This is a genomic window from Solibacillus isronensis (assembly GCF_023715405.1).
In the GTDB taxonomy this organism is placed as follows: domain Bacteria; phylum Bacillota; class Bacilli; order Bacillales_A; family Planococcaceae; genus Solibacillus; species Solibacillus isronensis_B.
Genome location: NZ_JAMBOC010000001.1, coordinates 1,076,502 through 1,096,673 on the forward strand (window position 1 = coordinate 1,076,502; position 20,172 = coordinate 1,096,673).

Sequence of the window (20,172 nt, forward strand, 5' to 3'; positions counted from 1 at the left end):
TATTTATTTCACAATCCCACTGACAAATTCAGTAGACGGATAATACATGTTTTTAACTATGACGTTTGCCCCTAAACATTTCACCGCAGGACAATGACAATTGATCGATTTGGAAATATTTGAATCTAGCCATCTTTTATAGATTTGAGTTAATGATTCATTTTTAATATTACCGAATGCTTGACCGTCATCCGAGAAATCGGTAACCGAAATATCCCCTGAGAATATATTCAGGTTCATTCTTGAACGACCGTCAACATCATTTCTCATTGTTGTATTCGATGCATTATTGATTCGGTTGATTAATGCGATATCGCGCTCATCACGGCTGCACGGATAGAACGGCAATGTTCCGAATAAAACCCAAATATCTTTATTTCTGTAATCCAGGATTTCATTGATAACTGTTCTGTATTCATCCAAACCGATCGTTTCTAAGCTTTCAGCAAAATCACTTGCATACATCGGGTGAATCTCATGTCGTTTACATAGCATTTCATTGGCTACTTCATGGTGGATTTTCTCCATAAACGGCACTGTGTTGCGGTTTAACATTGTTTCTGCGGAAACGAACATGCCGCCTTTTGATAGTTCTCTTGCATTGTCAAAAATATTGCGATATAAGTTCCCTCTATATTCAACTGACGGCGTTTTTTCCATCATCGCGAATCCTGTTTCAACAAATTCCTTTTCATCACACCAGTTGTGCGAAATATGCATGACATCTAAATAAGGTGCAACCAGCTCATAATGAGACATCGGTAATGTAAGGTTGGAGTTGATTTGTGTCTTTATCCCCCTGCTCTTCGCATATTTCAATAGCGGTAACAGGTTATCCTTAATTCCCTTTTTAGTTAATAGTGGTTCTCCACCTGTAAAACTCATTGTTCGTAACGTTTCAACCTCTTCCAGTTTACGAATAATTTCATCTGCCGGGATGGCCGGTAATTCTTTTGTCAATAACGTATATCCTACTGCACAATGAGAGCATCTCATATTACATAAGTTTGTTGTCGTAAACTCTATATTAGATAAAGTTAGCTTACCATGTTGGTCGATATCAATATATGGTTCCCATTCATCATGAGGTTTAAAAATTGTATTCATTTAAATACTTCCTTTCTGCGAGTACAATTTTCTCATAAAAACTTTGCATTGGAAAGGCTATTGTTTACAAGGAATTCGCAGCACTCCCTTAAAAAGCAAATGGCCGCACGAGTTAAAAATCCCGCGCAGCCAATTTTTTAAAATTCGATTTTTTCAGGTAATTCCGGAATATCCGAGATAATATCTTCTTCGGTTAACCGCAGCTCAAACAGTTGATATTTTTCTTTCAAATTCAGCGGTTCCAATATTTCATCCGGTTCTGTTGCAATTGGTGTTTCATACGTAAAATCAACCGTAACAAGATGATTAATCGTCTGTTGAATTTGCATTTTTTCCTGCTCTTTAATCGGCAGTACTCTTTCCAATAAAAGAGGCTCTAGTGCATCTTTTATAAAGCTTTGTGCTTCGGCAATGCAATTGAATTCGGCCAGTTTATTTACAGAGGCTGTCATGTTGGCCCGTTCACGAATGCGTTTCGATTCCAATTCGTTTAACTGATTGTGTATTGATAATAATTGGTTTTCCACCAGCTCGTTCAGACGACTTTGTACTGAATCCAGTTTTTCCAGTACAAATTGTTCGTATTTTTTAATGAGCACCAGTTTTTGTTCACAATTTTTTTGGACTTTATTTAACGTTTGAATATGCTCGGACAAAAACGGTGTAAGTTCACTCTCTTCTAACGGGAATTTGAGCGACGTCCCCGTTTGTTTTTTGAACTGCTTTTCAAGTTGTCCATATTCCATTGAATATTCTACATGCAATTTTCGGTAATCACGTACATTTTTTTGATAAAGTACCGCCATTTCCTCATACATATCGATGATTGGATCGCGTAAATAGGAATGGCCATTCAGTGTCTGTAAAAGCTGAAAAAGAGTTTGTACTTCTTTGAACACTTTACTAACCGATTCATATTGTTTGTCAAGAGAGTCGATGAGCGCTTTATCCTTTTGTAATTGAGCTGCATCACTATGAAAATCACTTTGATGCTGTATGACATATTCAAATGCCGAAATATACGGTTCTCTTGCAGGAATTGTATTAATTTCTATACGGAGACGTTCCAGCCATTGTATAAACCGCTCTGTTATATGTCGCGTCTTTTTTTGCTTGTTATCAATTAACTGGAACATCAGTTGTGACAGCTGTGTAATGCGTGAATCAATAAGCAGCTGTGTGCTGTTCGTATTACGTGCTTCCTGGGCCTGTAAAGCCGATACTGGTACATCCTCTCCTATAAAATAGCCGTAACGTTCTTTCTCCATATCAAGAAAGTTTTCCACTTCCCCATCTACCTGGTCAATCCCGTTTACGACTAAATGAGCAGTAATTCCCATTTTGTTCAGCTTTTCGATAAAATTCAATTCTGCTTCCGTAGCAGGTGAACCCGCTTGCAATACCCAGAAAACTTCATTACAGCGCTGTAATAGAGCTGGTGAAAAGTATGCTGTATTATTTGCGCCTGCTTCCAGCGCAACCGAGTCAACAATTGTCACTTTCTTTAACAGCTCGCAAGTTATATACACTTCCAAATAATCCAGGTGCTTACGAATTATTTGTGCACTTTCCGTATTTGAAATGGTGAATAGTGAAAGGTTGGCAATATCAAATGTCACTACCATTCCATTTAAAAATACAGCTTTTATATATTCCTCATTACCGTATTTTAAAAATGTATTGGTCCTCGTCGGTTCTGTGGGGCGGTCTTCCAGCAGATTTCTGCCGATTAAACTGTTGATTACTGTCGTTTTCCCAACCCGCTCTTTTCCTAGAAAGAGCACGATTGGCTGACTGTCAGCATCATCTATAATCTGTTTTAAACGGGATGTCGTATCTTTTACATAACTATTTTGAGACAGAATACTATGCAAAGGTTTTAACCGTTCAATTAATTGTTCCAACGGATTATGTTCATCAAAGTTGTTTAGCTGTTCGCTGAATCGCTCAGTCATACGGGTCACTCCTTTACAAACAATTGTTATTCTATTATAAACGCAGTGATTTCCATGTGGAGAAGTAATTACGAAAATCGAAATAATTGGTTCCTCATACTTAATCAATACAACGCTGACTAGGTATTAACACACGGAAAATTTATAGAGGGAATTAAATTTCATCATAATGTTGCTATTGCCGGGCATGATTTGCGTGCTATTATAGTAGAAGAATATTTAAAAGGAGCTACACAATATATGTACAATATCCGTGAGCAATGGTTTGGGAATGTACGCTCAGATGTGCTGGCAGGACTTGTTGTCGCACTGGCCCTCATCCCTGAAGCAATTGCTTTTTCTATTTTAGCCGGTGTAGATCCGATGGTCGGACTCTATGCCTCATTTGTAATCGCTGTAACAATCAGCTTTGTCGGTGGTCGTCCTGCGATGATTTCCGCTGCAACAGGAGCGATGGCCCTCGTTATCGTCTCGCTTGTAAAAGACCATGGGTTGCAGTATTTACTCGCTGCAACGATTTTAACTGGAATTATCCAAATCATTTTCGGAATGCTGAAAATAGCACGCCTGATGAAGTTTATTCCAAATGCAGTCATGATCGGTTTTGTTAACTCATTAGCGATTTTAGTATTCATGGCTCAAACACCGCACTTTATTGGTGGCGACTTCGTTACTTGGGCATTCCTGCTTGCGACAATTGCACTTATTTACGCAATCCCTTTTGTCATTAAAGGGATCCCTGCCCCTCTTATTGCTGTTGTAATTTTATCGGCAGTAGCCATTTATTCAGGCTTTAATTTAAATACAGTCGGAGATATGGGAACAATTACACAATCACTGCCAACATTTTTAATTCCGGATATTCCGTTTAACTTAGAAACGTTGATGATTATTTTACCTTATTCGTTGGCTTTAGCTGTTGTCGGATTGGTCGAATCATTATTGACAGCATCAATTTTGGACGATATGACGGCTTCTGAAAGTGATAAAAATAAAGAAGCGCGCGGACAAGGGATTGCCAATGTTATTAACGGTTTCTTCGGTGGTATGGCCGGCTGTGCGATGATCGGACAATCCGTGATTAACGTAAAATCCGGCGCACGTGGCCGACTCTCCACTTTTGTTGCTGGTGTATTTTTAATGTTTTTAATACTCGTTCTGGGCGATTATGTCGTTCAAATTCCAATGCCGGTACTTGCTGGTGTAATGGTTGTTGTATGTATTACCCAATTTGACTGGCAATCATTCAAATATGCTGTGACAGCACCGAAAAAAGATGTGTTTGTAATGCTTCTGACAATCGCGGTTGTCCTGTATACACATAACTTAGCGTTAGGTGTTGTAGCCGGTATTATTGTCAGTGCACTGTTTTTCGTCAACGAAATCTCACGTGTAAGTATTTCAAAGCAAGGGAAAACATACTTTGTCAAAGGGCAACTATTCTTCGCTTCAACAGAAGGATTTATCGACTATTTCAAAACGGTTCAAAATGAGCAGTCATCAATTGTCATCGATTTTTCACTATGTAAAGTGTGGGATGATTCGGCAATCGGTGCTTTAATGAAGGTGAAAGACCAGTTGAAAGCGAAAAATATAGAAGTAACCTACTTGAATATTGATGAGTCAAGTAAACAGCTATTGAAGAAGTTAACCGGTACGACATTAATCGATTAGGAGGTGGCTTATGTATCAACATATTTTACTGGCCGCTGATGGTTCGCAAAACTCGATACGTGCAGCAAAAGAAGCTTTAAAAATAGCCCAAATAAATGCTGAAACATTGGTGACAATCATCTTTATCATTGATATGGAAAAAGCGAAAACGGATGTATTGCATTCAAGCTCCATCGAAAGTCTTTACATGGAACGTCGTCGAAAGCTCGTGCCAATCGAGGAACTGTTCAACGGGAATCAAGTCCATTATAAGGTGGAAATCATTCACGGCTCACCAGGACCTGAAATCATCAAATTTGCCAACACGCAAAATGTGGATTTAGTGGTGATCGGCAGCCGCGGCTTAAACAGCCTGCAGGAAATGGTGCTAGGCAGCGTATCACATAAAGTGATGAAGCGCGTCCAATGCCCTGCAATGCTTGTGAAGTAAGGGAAAACTAAACAGAGAAAAGACAAAACATTTTTAGAGCGACTAATATGTTTTGTCTTTTTTTTATGTATATCTGATATAATTGGAGTCAACATGTCAAATTCAGGATGAGGTGGGAACTGTGTTTTTCTTAAAGCCCAAACTAATTAAAAATGGTAAGAAATCTAATGCGGAATTGTTATTTAAAGATGTTTCACCAGATCAATGGGATCAGGAACATTTAACGAAAGCTAATTTGGATTTTTCAATAGATAGTGTTCGTCTCGTTAATGAGTATGCTGAACGGTTAATCCATACAGAATTTGGACAGCAGCTTTTGAAAGAGCATTCAGAAAATTTCATCACACGTATTGGTGCCTATTTAGGCGAAGTAATTAAAAATCACAAAGACGGGCAATATCGCTGGTTTGATTTTAATTCGATTCAAGAAAATACCGAACATCTAAATAATTATGGATTGAGTGTAGACGATGAATCTGTTCTTTATTCTAAAAAATTGGATCACATATTGTGTCCCATTTATGAAGTGAAGCAATATTTTGATGGTAAATCCAACTATAAAAATTTTTTAGCATATGTAGAACAAGCGATAAAAAACTAGAATTACTGGGGAGGAACTATTTATGTCCAATGATGCTCTAATAATACTAGCCATAGTTTCAACTATGATATGGATTACTGTATCTAAAGAAGCTACAAAGCCTACAAAAGCGGTGAACAAACGAAAGATGATCACTTTATTATCCGCAGGAACTTTATCGGCAATTCTATTAACTGTATCCCTTTTTCAACATTTATTGTTCTAATTTTATTTAACGTGAATGCGTAAATAAATTAGTAAAATCCATACAGAGGAGATAATTTTGAAAAAACTACTTTTATTACTCATTGTTCCTGTTATTATTTGGTTTGGTTGCAGCAATACTGTAGTTGCAGAGTTTGCTACTGTGAAGGAAATTAAGGAGAATTCGATTATCATTCAAAATTGGGGTGGAGAAACAAAAGAACTCGTTATTCCAAAAACTAATGATTATTCTTTTGAAGTAGAGAAAGAATATTTTTTTAATTACGAAGTCAAGAAAAGTAAAAAGGCTGTTTTAATATCTGCAGAACCGAATGTACCTTAAACTTCTGCTACAGCCTGTTTTAAAAGTTATCTGGTTAAATTATGCTGATCCAAAATATAATCCTCAGTTCCGGCAAAATAATCCTCACTTCGGGCTATATAATCCTCAAATCGATTATTTCTAAAAACTGGGGTTAGAAACTCCGCATTCGTTTCCTGTTGGAGCCCGCCCCCTCTTTTACCTTTTGAAACAGTGGCAATTCGTTGTATGGTCATTCACCATGCCAACTGCCTGCATATAGGAATAGCATATTGTGCTGCCGACAAATTTGAATCCGTCTTTTTTCAGTTGCTTGCTCATACGATCGCTTGTTTCTGTCGTAATAGGTACTTGTGCGGATGATTCCCATGAATTGATCACCGGCTTGCCGTCGACAAAAGACCAAATATAATTCGAAAAGGAGCCATATTGTCTTTGAATAGCCAAAAAGCTTTCTGCATTCGTGACAACACTTTTGATTTTCAGCCGGTTGCGGATAATGCGTTCGTCATTTCTTAATGCTTCAAGTTTTTCTTCATCATATTGTACAATCTTTTCCGCGTCGAACTGATCAAATGCCGCCAAATACCCTTCTCTTCTTTTTAATATTGTCAGCCAGCTTAAGCCTGCCTGTGCCCCTTCAAGACAAAGCATTTCAAACAACTTCCGGTCGTCATAAACGGGCACGCCCCACTCATCGTCATGATATTTCACATATACAGGTTCATCCAGCTTGACCCAACTGCAACGCTCCATGTCCTCACCTCTTTTTAATCACTGTAATCCAACTCGTTTGCAATCGCAAACAATTTTTGTTACTCTTACCTTACGAACGTCAGGAAGGTGATATTGTGACTAAAGAGAAAATAATACAAGCCGCTCTGCTTAATTTCAGCGAACACGGATACAGTGGCGGATCACTGGCCCAGATCGCAGAAGAAGTAGGAATACGGAAACAATCGATCTATACGTATTTTAAAAGTAAAGATGCGCTCTATTTATCAATTTCGAAACAGGCAATGGAAGCTGAACTGTTATTTGCAAAAGAATTTATCGAAAAGCATCAACAACTTTCTGTCGAAAAAGTATTGCTGCCATTTCTGCAGTCTTTTCCACAACGCTTTGAATCCATTGCGGAAACTAAATTTTTCATGCGTTCGATTTTCTTAATGCCACAGCATTTGGAGCAGCTATTAAGTGAACAAACCTACATCTATTTAGACGAATTAGAAAGGCTGTTCACGGATTATTTAAAAGAACAAAAATTGTCCGTTTCTGCAAATAAAGCAGCAATTGGTTTTTTGGCATTGCTTGATAGCCTTTATGTCGAAATGCTATATGGTGGCAGTGAACGTTGTGAAAAGCGTTTGCAGGCTGGATGGACAATATTTTACAGAGGAATAAGAGCTGAGGTGTAGACATCATGACAAAATACTGGATACTCGTCCTATTGGCAGGCATCATTGAAATTGTTTGGGCAATGGGACTGAAATACGCAAATACAGTGTGGCTATGGGTCGGCGTTGCCGCATTGATCGTTGTATCATTTTATATTTTAATCATCGCAACAGAGAAACTGCCGGTCGCTACCGTTTACGCGGTATTTACGGGAATTGGTACGGCCGGTACAGTCATAGCGGAAACGGTCATTTTCAACGAGCCCTTTAGCTTAACGAAAATAGGATTTATCGGATTATTATTAATCGGTGTTATTGGGTTGAAACTCATTTCAAATGAACCGGAAGAAACGAGGGATGCATAATGGCTTGGGTTTATTTAATTTTTGCCGGACTTTTTGAAGTCGGTGGTGTCATCGGAATGAACAAAGTTGCCCAGAAAAAGTCACTCGGCTCCTATTCATTTCTAATCGGTTCCTTTATTTTCAGTTTCTCACTCCTTTCAATGGCAATGAAGGAATTGCCTATGGGAGTTGCTTATGCTGTATGGACAGGAATTGGTACAGTCGGCGGCACCCTTGTAGGGATGTTTATCTATAACGAATCCAAAGACTGGAAGAGAATTCTATTTATTTCGTTTATTATTATTGCGGTTGTCGGATTAAAAATTACGCAGTAGAATGGATTTAGTAGAAACAATGTGTACATTTCATGTATATTTTCATAGTTTGTGCACATTGTTGTTATATTTTGGAGGCCATCGTGAGAAATTTATTTCAAGTCGTCCCAATTCCAATCAGCGGGCTAATGCTCGGACTGGTTTCATTGGGAAATTTATTTTTAAGTATGGACAAAGCCGCTTTCGGTCATGTCTGTTTTTTTATAGGAATCTTTTTATTTCTATTAATCATTGGAAAACTGATTTTTGCGTTTTCCAGTATCCTTGCAGAAATGCAAAATCCGATTATTGCGTCAGTATCCCCCACTTTTACGATGGGGACTTTATCGATAAGTAGTGGTTTGCACTATTACGGTATAAGCGAATTCGTTATACATATGATCTGGATTCTTGCTGCAACGACTCAAATTTTTATTATCTTTTATTTTATTCGAACATTTATTTGGAAAAAACGGATTACGATTTCGGATATTTATCCAAGCTGGCTTATTATGTTTGTCGGAACAGCGGTTCTGCCTTTAACAGCGAGTGATCTTTCAGGCCTATTCACAAAAGCGATTGTTATTTTTGCGATATGCGCTTTTATTGTGTTAGTACCGATTCTTATTTTCCGTGTATTTATTAGAAAAGATTTGCCGGAGCCTACGATTCCGATGCTTACGATTTTAACTGCACCCGCTTCGATCAGTTTAGCTGCTTATTTCCAGCAGTTTGAAAGTCATTTCGGTATTGTTTTGACATTATTCATTGTCGCGCAAATATTGTATCTTTTAGTACTCTCGAAATTACCGAGTGCATTACAGCTGCCTTTTTATCCAAGCTATGCTGCCTTTACATTCCCATTAGTTATTTCTGCGACTGCCACTTATGGTGTCATTCATTATTTCGAGCAAAATGGGATGTCGACAAGCTGGCTGGAAACGTATTTTTATTTTCAATTAACATTCTCTGCAATAATTGTATTTTACGTCTTTATCCGCTATATCAACTACTTATCCGTACAAGTACGACAACAGCGCAGAGTCATCCGAGAAGAAAAAGAAGCCATTTCATAATTGTTCCGCAATAGCGAAACATTCCCCCTTTATGCATCGTATACTACATAAAGGGGGGATTTTTTTGAAAAGAATTATTTTCGCACTATTATTTATTCTAATTATACTCGTGTTAATTTTCTACTGGCTTGACTATGAAATGAAAGCAGCGTTAAAAAATGAGGCAGACGGTTCAAATGAATATGTTGTCATTTTAGGCGCAAAAGTAAAACCAGGTGGCATCCCTTCCCTGTCATTAAAAAACCGTTTAGATGCGGCAGTGGATTATCTGCAAAAATATCCCACTTTAAAAGCGATTGTTACAGGTGGCCAGGGTGCTGATGAAGATCGTACAGAAGCGTCGGTTATGGCAGACTATTTAATCGAACACGGGATTGCTGAAGATAGGGTCTTATTGGAAGATCAGTCTACATCGACTTATGAAAATTTGTTGTTCGCAAAAAAACTGTTGCCCGAAAATACAACGAGCATCACGATTATTTCAAATGATTTCCACTTGAAACGTGCAACAATTCTTGCCCGAAAACTCGGTCTAAAGGCAGATGTGGTCGCAGCCCCTACTCCAAAAGTCATCAACACAAAATCACGTATTCGCGAACGTCTTGCAATCATTAAGGCCTATACGAGAGGCCAATAATTTTACATTTGCCGTTCAATTCGTTATCGTAAACTGTAACGAACAGTTGAGGTGAATTTCAATGAAACTTAGTATATTAGATCAAGTACCTATTTCCAAAGGCATGACATCAACCGATGCACTAGCTAATGCAGTGAAGCTTGCCCAACTTGGTGATGAGCACGGTTATGAACGAATCTGGTTTGCAGAACATCACAATACAACAACACTGGCAAGCTCTGCGCCTGAAGTAACAGCTGCTTATATAGCTGCGAAAACAGAGCGTATCCGTGTCGGAACGGGCGGCATTATGATGATGCACTACTCCCCGTATAAAGTGGCAGAAGTTTTCAAAACATTGGCTGCATTGGCACCGGGACGCATTGATTTTGGCGCAGGCCGCGCTCCTGGCGGGGATATGCCCGCAATGACCGCGCTTGCAAGTGGACGCAGACCTGATCTGACGGAACAATATGATAAACTCGAAGTCATTTTACAATTAATGAATGAACAGCGTACAGGTGAAGCGGTTTATGATAATGTTGTAGCCGCTCCTTTCAAAATACAGCTTCCGCAAAGCTGGCTGCTTGGATCAAGCGGACAAAGTGCGAAAAAAGCGGGTGAAGCGGGTGTGGGCTATTCCTTTGCCCAGTTCTTCAATGGACAAATGTCTAAAGGGATATTCGATGCATACCGTAACAGTTTCCAGCCTTCGTACTTCATGGAACAGCCGCAAATTATTACTACCTATGCAATCAGTGTAGCTGAAACGGCTGAAGAAGCGGAATACTTATCAATGCCGATGCAGATCAGTCGTCTTAACTTAATGCGCGGAAAGATTATAAACGTGCTTTCTCCTGAAGAAGCGAATGACATCCCGCTTACTGAGATGGATAAAATGCTTCTGGAGCAAAACCGTCCGCTTATGCTGATCGGCTCTGCTGAGGAAGTAGCGAATCAGATTAGAGAAGAACAGGAATACTATGGCTTTGACGAAGCGATGATAAACTGTAATTTATATACGATTGATCAGCGCCTGAACAGCTATCGTCTATTAATGGAACAGTTTAATAAATAATAATAGTTTAATAAGGTAGTGCCGTTTGAAATTTCAAGTGGCACTACCTTTTTCTTTTACATATAGTCCGTTGGTAATGCAGTCTAAGAATAATAATGACAAAGCTGCTAAAAAAGCAGTCCAAACTTTACTTATCGTAAAATTTGAACTGGCTCTCATTTTTAAATCTTATTCACTTCTACCTGTTTAGTTACACTGTAGCTGTCGTCGTAACGGGTTGCGGGGCGATTTTTGATACGATGACGCTGTTTACCGCATTAATATAAGCCATTGCAGAAGCTTTTAAAATATCAGTATCTGCTGCTTTTGCGATATAGTTTTCCCCGCCGTATTCGATAATGATTTTAACTTTCCCTAATGCTTCTTGGCCGCGTGATACGGAGCTGATATTGTACTCAACAAGCTTTACCTTGATTCCAGTAACATCCGCAATCGCTGAGTAAAGGGCGTCAATCGGACCGGAGCCGACCGCACTTGATTTGAAAATATCTTCTCCGCGGCGGATTTTTACGCTGGCAGACGGGAAAGCAGCGTTTGAAATAATCTGTAAGTCTTCAATATCATAAAATTGGTCAGAGTATGATTCTTTATTCGGATTGTTCTTTTCTGTTTTTTCATAGTAGTTTTCAACAATGACATATAAATCATGATTGTAAACTTCTTTTTTCGAATCAGCCAGCTTTAGGAAGCTTTCAAAAATGCCTTCAAACTCTTCTTCCGCAAAATCATCAAATCCCAGTTTAGACAGTGCATTTTTTACTGCATGACGACCAGAGCGTGCTGTTAAGACAAGTTCCATATCATCAAGGCCTACATCTTCCGGATGAACGATTTCATAAGCATCACGTGATTTCAGTAAGCCATCCTGGTGAATACCTGATGAATGGGCGAAAGCATTGTCACCTGTAATCGCTTTGTTTACTTGGACATCCAGTCCCATAAAGCTCGACACTAAGCGAGATGTATTCATTATTTCCTTTGTATTAATATCTGTGAACACATCGTAAACGTCCCCGCGTGTTTTAATTGCCATAACCACTTCTTCTAATGCCGCGTTTCCGGCACGTTCGCCAATACCGTTCATCGTCACTTCTACTTTATCTGCACCGTTTTTGATCGCCGCTAACGTATTGGCAGTCGCCATCCCTAAATCGTTGTGGCAGTGAACTGAAAGCAGTACGGAATCATCCAGGTTTTTCATTCGATCGTTCAGCTTGGCAATCATCTCGCCCCACTGTTCCGGCTCGGCATACCCGACTGTATCCGGTACGTTAATCATCGTTGCTCCGGCTTTCATGACCGCTTCAATCGTTTTCCAAAGGTATTCAAAATCAGAGCGGGATGCATCTTCCGTTGAATATTGTACTTGCGGCAGTAACGTTTTCGCGTATTTCACTGCGTCTACCCCGATTTGCAGAATCTGGTCCTTCGATTTACTGAACTTCTTCTCCACATGAATATCGGATGTCCCTAGAACCATATGAATCATCGGATTATTTGCATATTTGACTGCATTGTAAACAGAATCAATGTCATCTTTTACAGCACGGGCAAGTGCCGTAATCATCATATTCGAATTATGGCCGACCTTTTGCGCCACAGCTTTTACTGCATCAAAATCACCTTGTGAAGACGCTGGGAATCCGGCTTCAATAATATCAACACCGAGCTTTTTTAACTGCTGGGCAATTTCCACTTTTTCATATAAATTCAGTTTAGCCCCTGGCACTTGCTCACCATCACGTAATGTTGTATCAAAAACCCAAATTTTTCTGCTCATTTTCATTTCCCCTTTTCTTCTCAAATTGATTTTTAAACAGTAAATAAAAATAAAAAAACTCGCCTCTATGAAAAATTCCATAGAGACGAGGTTAAACTCGCGGTACCACTCTAAATTGAATGTCCATTGCTGAAACATTCCACTTATCGACAAATAGTTTGCCAGTCTTTTAACGGAGACTTCCGACTTCCCTACTCTAATTTCAGGTCGTAGCTCATGGACGAGTTCAACAGTTGTATCTGCCAGTTTGCACCACCCACTGGCTCTCTTAAAGTATACAAGCTATTTACTACTTCCAATCATTGCCTAGATATTACCTTGAAATGAAGTTTACCGGCAATGAAATAAAATGTCAACACTTATTATCAGAAAATTTAAATTTCAATTCAGCATAATGAAGTTGAAATCCGCCAGGGCTAACTTCTTTTGCGCAATAAAATAAGTTAAATTTTATCGCCGTTGAAAATTGAATTTTTTACTATTGCATAATCAACGTTACGAATCGCAGATAATGTTTTACCACCTGCATATGAAATTGATGACTGCAGATCTTGTTCCATTTCAGTTAACGTATCGAAAATCGATCCTTTTGAGTCAACATACATTTTCTTGCCTTCAACGTTTTTACGCTCGCCTTTTTGGAATTCCGATGCAGAACCGAAGTATTCTTTCACTTGTTTGCCGTCAATTTCCACGGTTTGACCCGGTGATTCTTCATGACCTGCAAAAAGTGAACCGATCATTACCATTGATGCACCGAAACGTACTGATTTGGCAATGTCGCCATGTGTACGAATACCGCCGTCCGCGATAATCGGTTTTGAAGCAGCTTTTGCACACCAGCGAAGTGCTGCCAACTGCCAGCCCCCTGTACCAAAGCCAGTTTTAATTTTCGTAATACACACTTTACCTGGACCAATACCAACTTTTGTCGCATCCGCACCTGCATTTTCAAGGTCACGTACTGCTTCAGGAGTACCGACATTTCCAGCAATAACAAAACTGTTCGGTAAATGCTTTTTAATATGACCGATCATTTCGATGACTTGGTTTGAATGACCGTGTGCGATATCAATCGTAATATAGTCCGGTACAAGCTGAGCATCTTTCAGCTCTTCGATGAACGTATACTCTTCATCTTTTACACCAACAGAAATTGATGCGATGTAGCCTTTACTGTGCATATCACGGATAAACTGCGCACGCTTTTCAGGTTGGAAACGGTGCATAATATAGAAATAGCCTTGTGCAGCTAATTTTTCTGCTAATTGCTCATCAATAATTGTTTGCATGTTTGCCGGAACTACCGGAAGTTTAAATGTATGATTACCCAAAGTTACTGTTGCATCACATTCTGTACGACTTTTCACTATGCACTTTGCAGGGATTAATTGAATATCTTCATAATCAAAAACTGTATCTATCATTTCACTACACTCCTAAATACGAACATTTTTCGTGTTTTTATAATAATCATTCGACATCTGTTACTTTACAAAACATTGAAAGCGTTGTCAACCTAAAAACGAATTATTTTATTAGATTAAAGTTAATCGTTCGGATTTTCAGCTATTTTCTTGAGATTATTCCTTTGTAAATAGCTACATACAGTTAATTTAACATAATATTATTTATCTCCAGAGGAAGAGAAACATTTTGTGAATTAAAAGAAGTACTTTATTTAAACCCAAATTAAGAAGCTACTTCCTGTAAAATACAGACAGTAGCTTCTTCGATTTACCTAGTTTTGTAATTTCTTTAGGCTTTATTAGAATAGGAAATGTTACTTATTCTGTCTTACCTTCAACTACTACTTCATCCGCACTAATTGAATCACCGAATGCTGGCTTCAATGTTTCTTCATATGCTTGGGTAAAGAATTGTTCAGAGCCTAATGTTTCAAGCTCACTATTTAACCAATCTAATAGATCTTTGTTGCCCTTTTTAACTGCTGGTGCAATGTAATCTTGTTCACCTAATGTTGGCAGTGCTACTACGAATCCGTGATTATTATTTGCCCAGCTGAATAATAGTGCATTATCTTGTGCCAATGCATCGCCACGACCATCTTTTAACGCTTCAAAAGCCTCTGTAATTTGGTCATACTTAACTAACTCCACATCAGGGTGATTCTTCATGAAGTATGTTTCTGCAGTGGTACCTTTTGGGACAATTAGTTTTTTACCTTCTAATTGTTCTGCCGAGGTAATCTGCGACCCTTCCGGTGACACAACACCTACTGCTACTTTCATATATGGATTGGCAAAATCAACCTGCTCTTTACGTTCTGGTGTTACTGTAAAGTTTGCTAAAACAATATCTACTTTATCTGATTTTAATAAGTCAACACGTGCTTGCGGCTCTGTAATGATATACTCAATTTTTGACTCATCACCTAATAAATCTTTCGCAACACGTTTTGCTAGTAAAATGTCATAGCCTTGGTTGTCACCATTTGAATCAACGTAACCAAAAGGCGGTTTATCACTAAATACTGCTACACGTAATGTGCCACGCTCTTTTATTTTATCAATTGCTGAATCTGTTTCTGATATTGCATTACCTGATACTGCCTCATTATCACCACTACATGCAGCTAATACTAAAGTTAATATCCCCGCAAAAAAGAATAAATAAATCTTTTTCAATTTTTCTCCTCCTAAAATTGTAATATATTCAAAAATTGCTTGGCGCGCTCCGTTTTAGGATTTGAGAAAAAATCCTTCGCAGATGCTCGTTCATGTATCTTTCCTTTATCCATAAATATCACTTCATCCGCTACTAGATTTGCAAAATTCATTTCATGTGTCACAATAAGCATTGTCATACCCTGCTTGGCCAGCTGCGCGATAACATCCAATACTTCCCGTACCATCTCTGGATCAAGAGAAGCGGTTACTTCATCAAACAGCATAATTTCCGGGTTAATACAAAGTGCACGGACAATTGCAATTCGCTGTTTTTGCCCACCAGATAATTGGCGCGGATAATCATTTGCACGATCCGCCAGTCCAACTCGTTCAAGCAGCTCATTTGCTTGCGCCTCAACTTCATGTCGCGAACGTTTTTGCACTTTCGTAGGAGACAATAAAATATTTTCCATCACCGTTAAATTCGGAAACAAGTCATAGCTTTGGAAAACCATTCCGATTTTTTGGCGTACTTCGCGCCATCTGGAAGTTTCTTTAATAAGATTTTGGTTTTCAAAGATAATTTCACCACTCTGCACTTCCTCCAGCCCGTTTAAACAGCGTAGAAATGTGCTTTTCCCGCAACCAGACGGCCCTAAAATTGCAATAACCTTCCCTTGCTCAACATGCAAGTCGATGCCATTTAAGACGACTTTGTCATCAAATTTTTTGACAAGGCCATTAATTTGTAAAATCGGCATTTGTTCTGCCATATTATGTCCAACTCCTTACATCGCCCATTTCTGTTCCAGTTTTCGTGAAATACGTGATAATGGAAAACAGATGCAAAAATATAACAAAAATATCACTCCGTATATCCAAAACGAAATTGTCGGATATTCAGTGTTATTCACTTGAATAATTTGTTGCCCTACTTTAATCACCTCGACTACACCGATCATCGTTAGCAATGCTGTAGTTTTAATCATACGTGTAATAAGGTTGATTATCTGCGGAATCGAACGTTTTGCAGCTTGAGGCACCAGTACATAACGGTACATTTGAATTTTCCCAAGACCCAATGCTCTACTTGACTCCACCTGGTGTTTAGGCAATGAAATAATTGCACCGCGCACAATATCACTCATTTCTGCTGCCCCCCATAAACTAAAAACGATGAGTGCAACTGTTTCTGCACTTAATTCCACATCGAAGTTTACCGGTACAATATAATAAATGACAAAAAGCCAGACTAGAATTGGAATGATACGAAATAACTCTAAATAAATTTTAAATGGAAACTGAACAAACTTATTATTGGATGTTCGGATAACCCCAATAATCGTCCCCATCACTAGCGAAATAATAACTGCTATAAAAGCAATACGTAACGTATGAACAAGCCCCTCTAATAAGCGAAGAAAATTTATTCCTTCAAAAAGGACATTAAGCCCCGAATTCAGCATTTCGCACTCTCCTTTCCAACCACATCAAGAAGAATGTAAGAGGAAGTAAAATGATTAAATAACCAATGACGAGCATGAAAAGAGCTTCATTCGTTTTGTAGTAGATTCCCATTAAATTTTTTGTCGTATTAGTCAGCTCTAAAATTGCAATTCCACTAAATACAGATGTTTCTTTAATTAAGAAAATACAATTGGCACCCAAACCTGGCACGCTATATGAAATTGCCTGTGGAATAATGACATAACGCATTAACTGTATATTACTCAGCCCTAATGCCTTTGCACTTTCTAATTGAGTTTTCGAAACTGCCTCCATTCCAGATCGGATAACTTCTGCCATATAGCTACCACCTAAAAAAGTTAATCCGATAATTCCGCACATTTCGCCACTGAGCGTGATGCCTATTTTCGGCAAGCCAAAATACAGGAAAAATAACTGGATTAACAGCGGTGTATTACGAGCAATTTCCAAATATACTTGAACTATTTGATGTAACCCTTTAATTTTGAAGTATTGAATGACACTGCAAATAACACCTACAATTACCGCAAAGAAAATCCCGATTGTAGCAAGCTTTACCGTTAGCCAAAGTGCCATTTTGTAATGTGGTAATACTTCACTGAAATATTGCCAATCCATAATTTATCTCCCCGCTAGCTAACGATTAATTATTTACATAAATCTTGTCTCCTGGCTGTAGTGTTTGCACACCTTCAATTTCAACCGTTTCAGGATATTTAACCCCTAATCCCGTATTAAGACAAACTACGTGTTCATCGGCTTGAATCCATCCTTGCTCACGCAATTTTCTCGCAGCCGCAAATGTAGCCGCACCCTCCGGACAAATAAAATTTCCCTCTAAAGAAGCTACCTGCTTCTGTGCTTCTAATAATTCTTTCTCTGAAACTGCAATCGCACAGCCTTTCGTCGTATAAATGCTTTCTAGTACCAAGAAATCTCCTAATGCTTTCGGGACATTAATACCGAACGCACACGTCTTAGAATTTTCAAAGAAAACCGATTCTTTTTGGCCTTTCTTCCACGCTTCTACAATCGGTGCACAACCCTCAGCTTGGACAGCCACTAATCGAGGGAATTTCCCTTTTTCGATCCAACCTAATTCCTGTAACTCAACAATTGCTTTGTAAATCCCAATAATCCCTACACCGCCGCCTGTCGGATATAAAATGACGTCCGGTACATTCCAGCCAAACTGCTCAATAATTTCATATCCCATCGTTTTTTTACCTTCGATACGGTAAGGCTCTTTTAGTGTTGAAGCATCGTAAACTCCTTCATTTTGTACTAATTGGCCAACTACCTTCCCTGCATCACTGATTAAACCGTTAATTAAATGCAAATCACCGCCTGCAATATACACTTCTTTTCGTGTAATTTCGGGCGCATCCAGTGGCATAACGATCGTTGCTTTGATGTTCGCTTTCGATGCATAAAGTGCCCATGCTGCACCTGCATTACCATTCGTCGGCATCGCTAATTGTTTAACGCCAAGCTCTGATGCTTTTGATACCCCTACACTAGCTCCTCTCGTTTTAAAAGAGCCGGTTGGAATAATGCCTTCATCTTTAATATATAAATTGTTTAAACCGTACTCTGCGCCCAAAGTATTGAGTTTTTCAAATGGTGTAATACCTTCACCAAGGGAAATGACATTTTCTTCACTATGTACAGGTAGTAGTTCATGATAGCGCCATAAGCTATTTTTACGATTTGAAATATCATCCCGTGAAACATTTTTCTTAACTTTTTCTAAGTCATAACGAACTAATAATGGTGATCCACAATTACATAAGTGATGAATTTGATCTTCCCTATATTTTTCATCACATTTCGGACATTCTAAATGTGATACGTAACTAAATTTGCTCATGGTAATCCCCCTCTAATGTAAGTAAGTTATGTAAATAAGAAAAAAGAAAAAAGACCACAATTTTCCCCTTATAGAAAAAGAGATAATTGTAGTCTTTGGTTTTCCAATCAACTAACTTGATTATTGAATTAAAATCATCTTATTACAAACATTCCTTATTAGTCAACTTGGAATTTACAAAATACTAATATTTACCTATTTCAACAATAGCCATTACCAAATTATTTATTAAAACATCTTATTTTCTTATTTCTGTAATTTTACTTTCAAATAATCATTGCTCTCTTACTCGTCACCATGTATTAATAGACTTATAAAAAGGAGTCGATGAATTGATGTTATAAAACAGGTGGAACGTTCAGAACTAATATTGAGCTGAAAAATAGGCTTAAAAATCAAACATTATTGGAGCTGAAAACATTGGAACATTTATTAAACTGTATGAAAATCATCGGGGACGATACAATCCAACGCACACAATTAACACATCGTATTGAGCTTGTAAAAACCTTTCAAGTTAAGAAAGGTATGAAAGTACTTGAAATCGGATGCGGTCAAGGTGACACAACGGTCGTATTGGCAGATGCCGTCGGAGAAACAGGACATATTGTTGCAATCGATATCGCATCTCCTAAATACGGTGCACCAATCACATTAGGCGAAGCTGCAGAAACGATTTCTAAATCCCCATTAGGACAGCGAATCGACTTCCACTTTGAAACGGACTTTTTGCAAATGGAGTTCGACGAGAAATTTGATGTCGTAGTACTATCCCATTGTTCATGGTATTTCGAAAGTATTGAGCTCTTAAAGAATTACATGCAAAAAATCAAGCAAGTAGCAGATCGAATCTGTTTTGCTGAATGGGATATCGATTATACGCTGGATGCCCAGCGTGCCCATTTTTGCGCAGCCAATATTGCGTTGCTTTATACAGCTTTTACAGAAAATGATGGGAATATCCAAAATCTCTTTCATAAAACACAAATAAAGGAACTTATGCATAGTGAAGGCTTTTCGATCAATGTTGAACAAACCGTCGACGCCAGCTATTTGCAGGACGGGTCTTGGGAAGTCGACTACAGTAATTACTTGCTAAATGAATTCCCGGAGGTTCCGACTAAAATCCAGTCATTGATTCATAGTTATGCCTATTTAATGAATGAGCAGGCAAAGCCTCCCTTATCGTTAAATAGTTTTGTGCTGTGCGCTGATTTGTAAAATACCGTACCCATTGGAAACGAAACAAAAATCCAGTTTTCCTTTGTAAGAAAACTGGATTTTTTACTTTCCGCAAAATTTCCTTT

22 protein-coding genes and 1 other annotated feature are annotated in these 20,172 nt (G+C 38.5%); of the genes, 12 read left to right on the forward strand and 10 right to left on the reverse strand.

From position 1 onward, the window contains the following. Window positions 1-3: 3 nt before the first annotated feature. Window positions 4-1,107 (reverse strand): radical SAM/CxCxxxxC motif protein YfkAB, encoded by a 1,104-nt coding sequence (gene yfkAB / locus M3166_RS05455; protein WP_251688084.1) that lies wholly within the window; start codon window positions 1,105-1,107, stop codon window positions 4-6. 137 nt (window positions 1,108-1,244) lie between these two features. Beyond that, on the reverse strand, window positions 1,245-3,062 hold the full coding sequence (locus M3166_RS05460; protein ID WP_251688086.1) for a dynamin family protein: 1,818 nt from the start codon (window positions 3,060-3,062) through the stop codon (window positions 1,245-1,247). Window positions 3,063-3,302: 240 nt separating this feature from the next. On the opposite strand from M3166_RS05460, the gene M3166_RS05465 reads away from it, so the two are divergent. From M3166_RS05465 to M3166_RS05485, 5 genes are all read left to right on the forward strand, one after another. Beyond that, window positions 3,303-4,736: a SulP family inorganic anion transporter gene (locus M3166_RS05465; protein WP_251690018.1), complete on the forward strand. Its 1,434-nt coding sequence runs from the start codon at window positions 3,303-3,305 to the stop codon at window positions 4,734-4,736. Window positions 4,737-4,746: 10 nt separating this feature from the next. Continuing rightward, the gene (locus tag M3166_RS05470) at window positions 4,747-5,166 is read left to right on the forward strand and encodes a universal stress protein (protein ID WP_251688088.1); all 420 of its coding nucleotides are present in this window, start codon (window positions 4,747-4,749) and stop codon (window positions 5,164-5,166) included. Between the two features lie 121 nt (window positions 5,167-5,287). After that, window positions 5,288-5,767, forward strand: a complete 480-nt coding sequence (locus M3166_RS05475) for a hypothetical protein (protein WP_251688090.1) — start codon at window positions 5,288-5,290, stop codon at window positions 5,765-5,767. Window positions 5,768-5,789: 22 nt separating this feature from the next. Further along, a complete protein-coding gene (locus M3166_RS05480) occupies window positions 5,790-5,972 on the forward strand; it encodes a hypothetical protein (protein WP_251688092.1) in 183 nt (60 codons plus the stop codon). Between the two features lie 57 nt (window positions 5,973-6,029). Beyond that, entirely contained in the window at window positions 6,030-6,293 is a 264-nt protein-coding gene (locus M3166_RS05485) for a glycosyl transferase (RefSeq protein ID WP_251688094.1), read from the forward strand. 177 nt (window positions 6,294-6,470) lie between these two features. Here M3166_RS05485 and M3166_RS05490 read toward each other — a convergent pair whose 3' ends face one another. After that, a complete protein-coding gene (locus tag M3166_RS05490) occupies window positions 6,471-7,028 on the reverse strand; it encodes a DNA-3-methyladenine glycosylase I (RefSeq protein WP_251688096.1) in 558 nt (185 codons plus the stop codon). Window positions 7,029-7,123: 95 nt separating this feature from the next. On the opposite strand from M3166_RS05490, the gene M3166_RS05495 reads away from it, so the two are divergent. The 6 genes from M3166_RS05495 to M3166_RS05520 all read left to right on the forward strand — a co-directional run bounded on the left by M3166_RS05495 (window position 7,124) and on the right by M3166_RS05520 (window position 11,097). Continuing rightward, window positions 7,124-7,690 carry a TetR/AcrR family transcriptional regulator gene (locus M3166_RS05495; RefSeq protein WP_251688098.1) on the forward strand — a complete coding sequence of 189 codons (567 nt, stop codon included), beginning with the start codon at window positions 7,124-7,126 and terminating at the stop codon, window positions 7,688-7,690. A gap of 5 nt (window positions 7,691-7,695) precedes the next feature. Beyond that, window positions 7,696-8,034, forward strand: coding sequence for a DMT family transporter (locus M3166_RS05500; RefSeq protein ID WP_251688100.1), 339 nt, complete (start codon window positions 7,696-7,698; stop codon window positions 8,032-8,034). Then, window positions 8,034-8,348, forward strand: coding sequence for a DMT family transporter (locus M3166_RS05505; RefSeq protein WP_251688102.1), 315 nt, complete (start codon window positions 8,034-8,036; stop codon window positions 8,346-8,348). The genes M3166_RS05500 and M3166_RS05505 overlap by 1 nt, the downstream gene beginning before the upstream one ends. 83 nt (window positions 8,349-8,431) lie before the next feature. Next, window positions 8,432-9,403 (forward strand): TDT family transporter, encoded by a 972-nt coding sequence (locus M3166_RS05510; protein WP_251688103.1) that lies wholly within the window; start codon window positions 8,432-8,434, stop codon window positions 9,401-9,403. 64 nt (window positions 9,404-9,467) lie between these two features. Next, window positions 9,468-10,040 (forward strand): YdcF family protein, encoded by a 573-nt coding sequence (locus M3166_RS05515; protein ID WP_251688104.1) that lies wholly within the window; start codon window positions 9,468-9,470, stop codon window positions 10,038-10,040. A gap of 61 nt (window positions 10,041-10,101) precedes the next feature. Next, window positions 10,102-11,097, forward strand: coding sequence for an LLM class flavin-dependent oxidoreductase (locus M3166_RS05520; protein WP_251688105.1), 996 nt, complete (start codon window positions 10,102-10,104; stop codon window positions 11,095-11,097). A 190-nt stretch (window positions 11,098-11,287) separates the two neighbouring features. Here the strand turns inward: M3166_RS05520 and M3166_RS05525 are convergent, their stop codons facing one another. The 7 genes from M3166_RS05525 to M3166_RS05555 form a co-directional block, all read right to left on the reverse strand. After that, window positions 11,288-12,877 carry a 2-isopropylmalate synthase gene (locus tag M3166_RS05525; RefSeq protein WP_251688106.1) on the reverse strand — a complete coding sequence of 530 codons (1,590 nt, stop codon included), beginning with the start codon at window positions 12,875-12,877 and terminating at the stop codon, window positions 11,288-11,290. 78 nt (window positions 12,878-12,955) lie between these two features. Then, window positions 12,956-13,189, reverse strand: a binding site (T-box leader). 131 nt (window positions 13,190-13,320) lie between these two features. Further along, the gene (gene guaC / locus M3166_RS05530; protein ID WP_353056568.1) at window positions 13,321-14,301 is read right to left on the reverse strand and encodes a GMP reductase; all 981 of its coding nucleotides are present in this window, start codon (window positions 14,299-14,301) and stop codon (window positions 13,321-13,323) included. 363 nt (window positions 14,302-14,664) lie between these two features. Then, entirely contained in the window at window positions 14,665-15,525 is an 861-nt protein-coding gene (locus M3166_RS05535) for a cysteine ABC transporter substrate-binding protein (RefSeq protein WP_251688110.1), read from the reverse strand. Window positions 15,526-15,536: 11 nt separating this feature from the next. Continuing rightward, complete coding sequence (locus M3166_RS05540; protein WP_285848760.1) at window positions 15,537-16,280, reverse strand: amino acid ABC transporter ATP-binding protein; 744 nt, start codon at window positions 16,278-16,280, stop codon at window positions 15,537-15,539. Window positions 16,281-16,295: 15 nt separating this feature from the next. Continuing rightward, window positions 16,296-16,973 carry an amino acid ABC transporter permease gene (locus M3166_RS05545; RefSeq protein WP_251688112.1) on the reverse strand — a complete coding sequence of 226 codons (678 nt, stop codon included), beginning with the start codon at window positions 16,971-16,973 and terminating at the stop codon, window positions 16,296-16,298. Next, a complete protein-coding gene (locus M3166_RS05550) occupies window positions 16,954-17,613 on the reverse strand; it encodes an amino acid ABC transporter permease (RefSeq protein WP_251688114.1) in 660 nt (219 codons plus the stop codon). The genes M3166_RS05545 and M3166_RS05550 overlap by 20 nt, the downstream gene beginning before the upstream one ends. A gap of 25 nt (window positions 17,614-17,638) precedes the next feature. Beyond that, a complete protein-coding gene (locus M3166_RS05555) occupies window positions 17,639-18,865 on the reverse strand; it encodes a threonine synthase (protein ID WP_251688116.1) in 1,227 nt (408 codons plus the stop codon). A 420-nt stretch (window positions 18,866-19,285) separates the two neighbouring features. Between M3166_RS05555 and M3166_RS05560 the strand changes: the two genes are divergently transcribed. Continuing rightward, a complete protein-coding gene (locus tag M3166_RS05560) occupies window positions 19,286-20,086 on the forward strand; it encodes a class I SAM-dependent methyltransferase (RefSeq protein ID WP_251688118.1) in 801 nt (266 codons plus the stop codon). The last annotated feature ends 86 nt before the right edge of the window (window positions 20,087-20,172 follow it).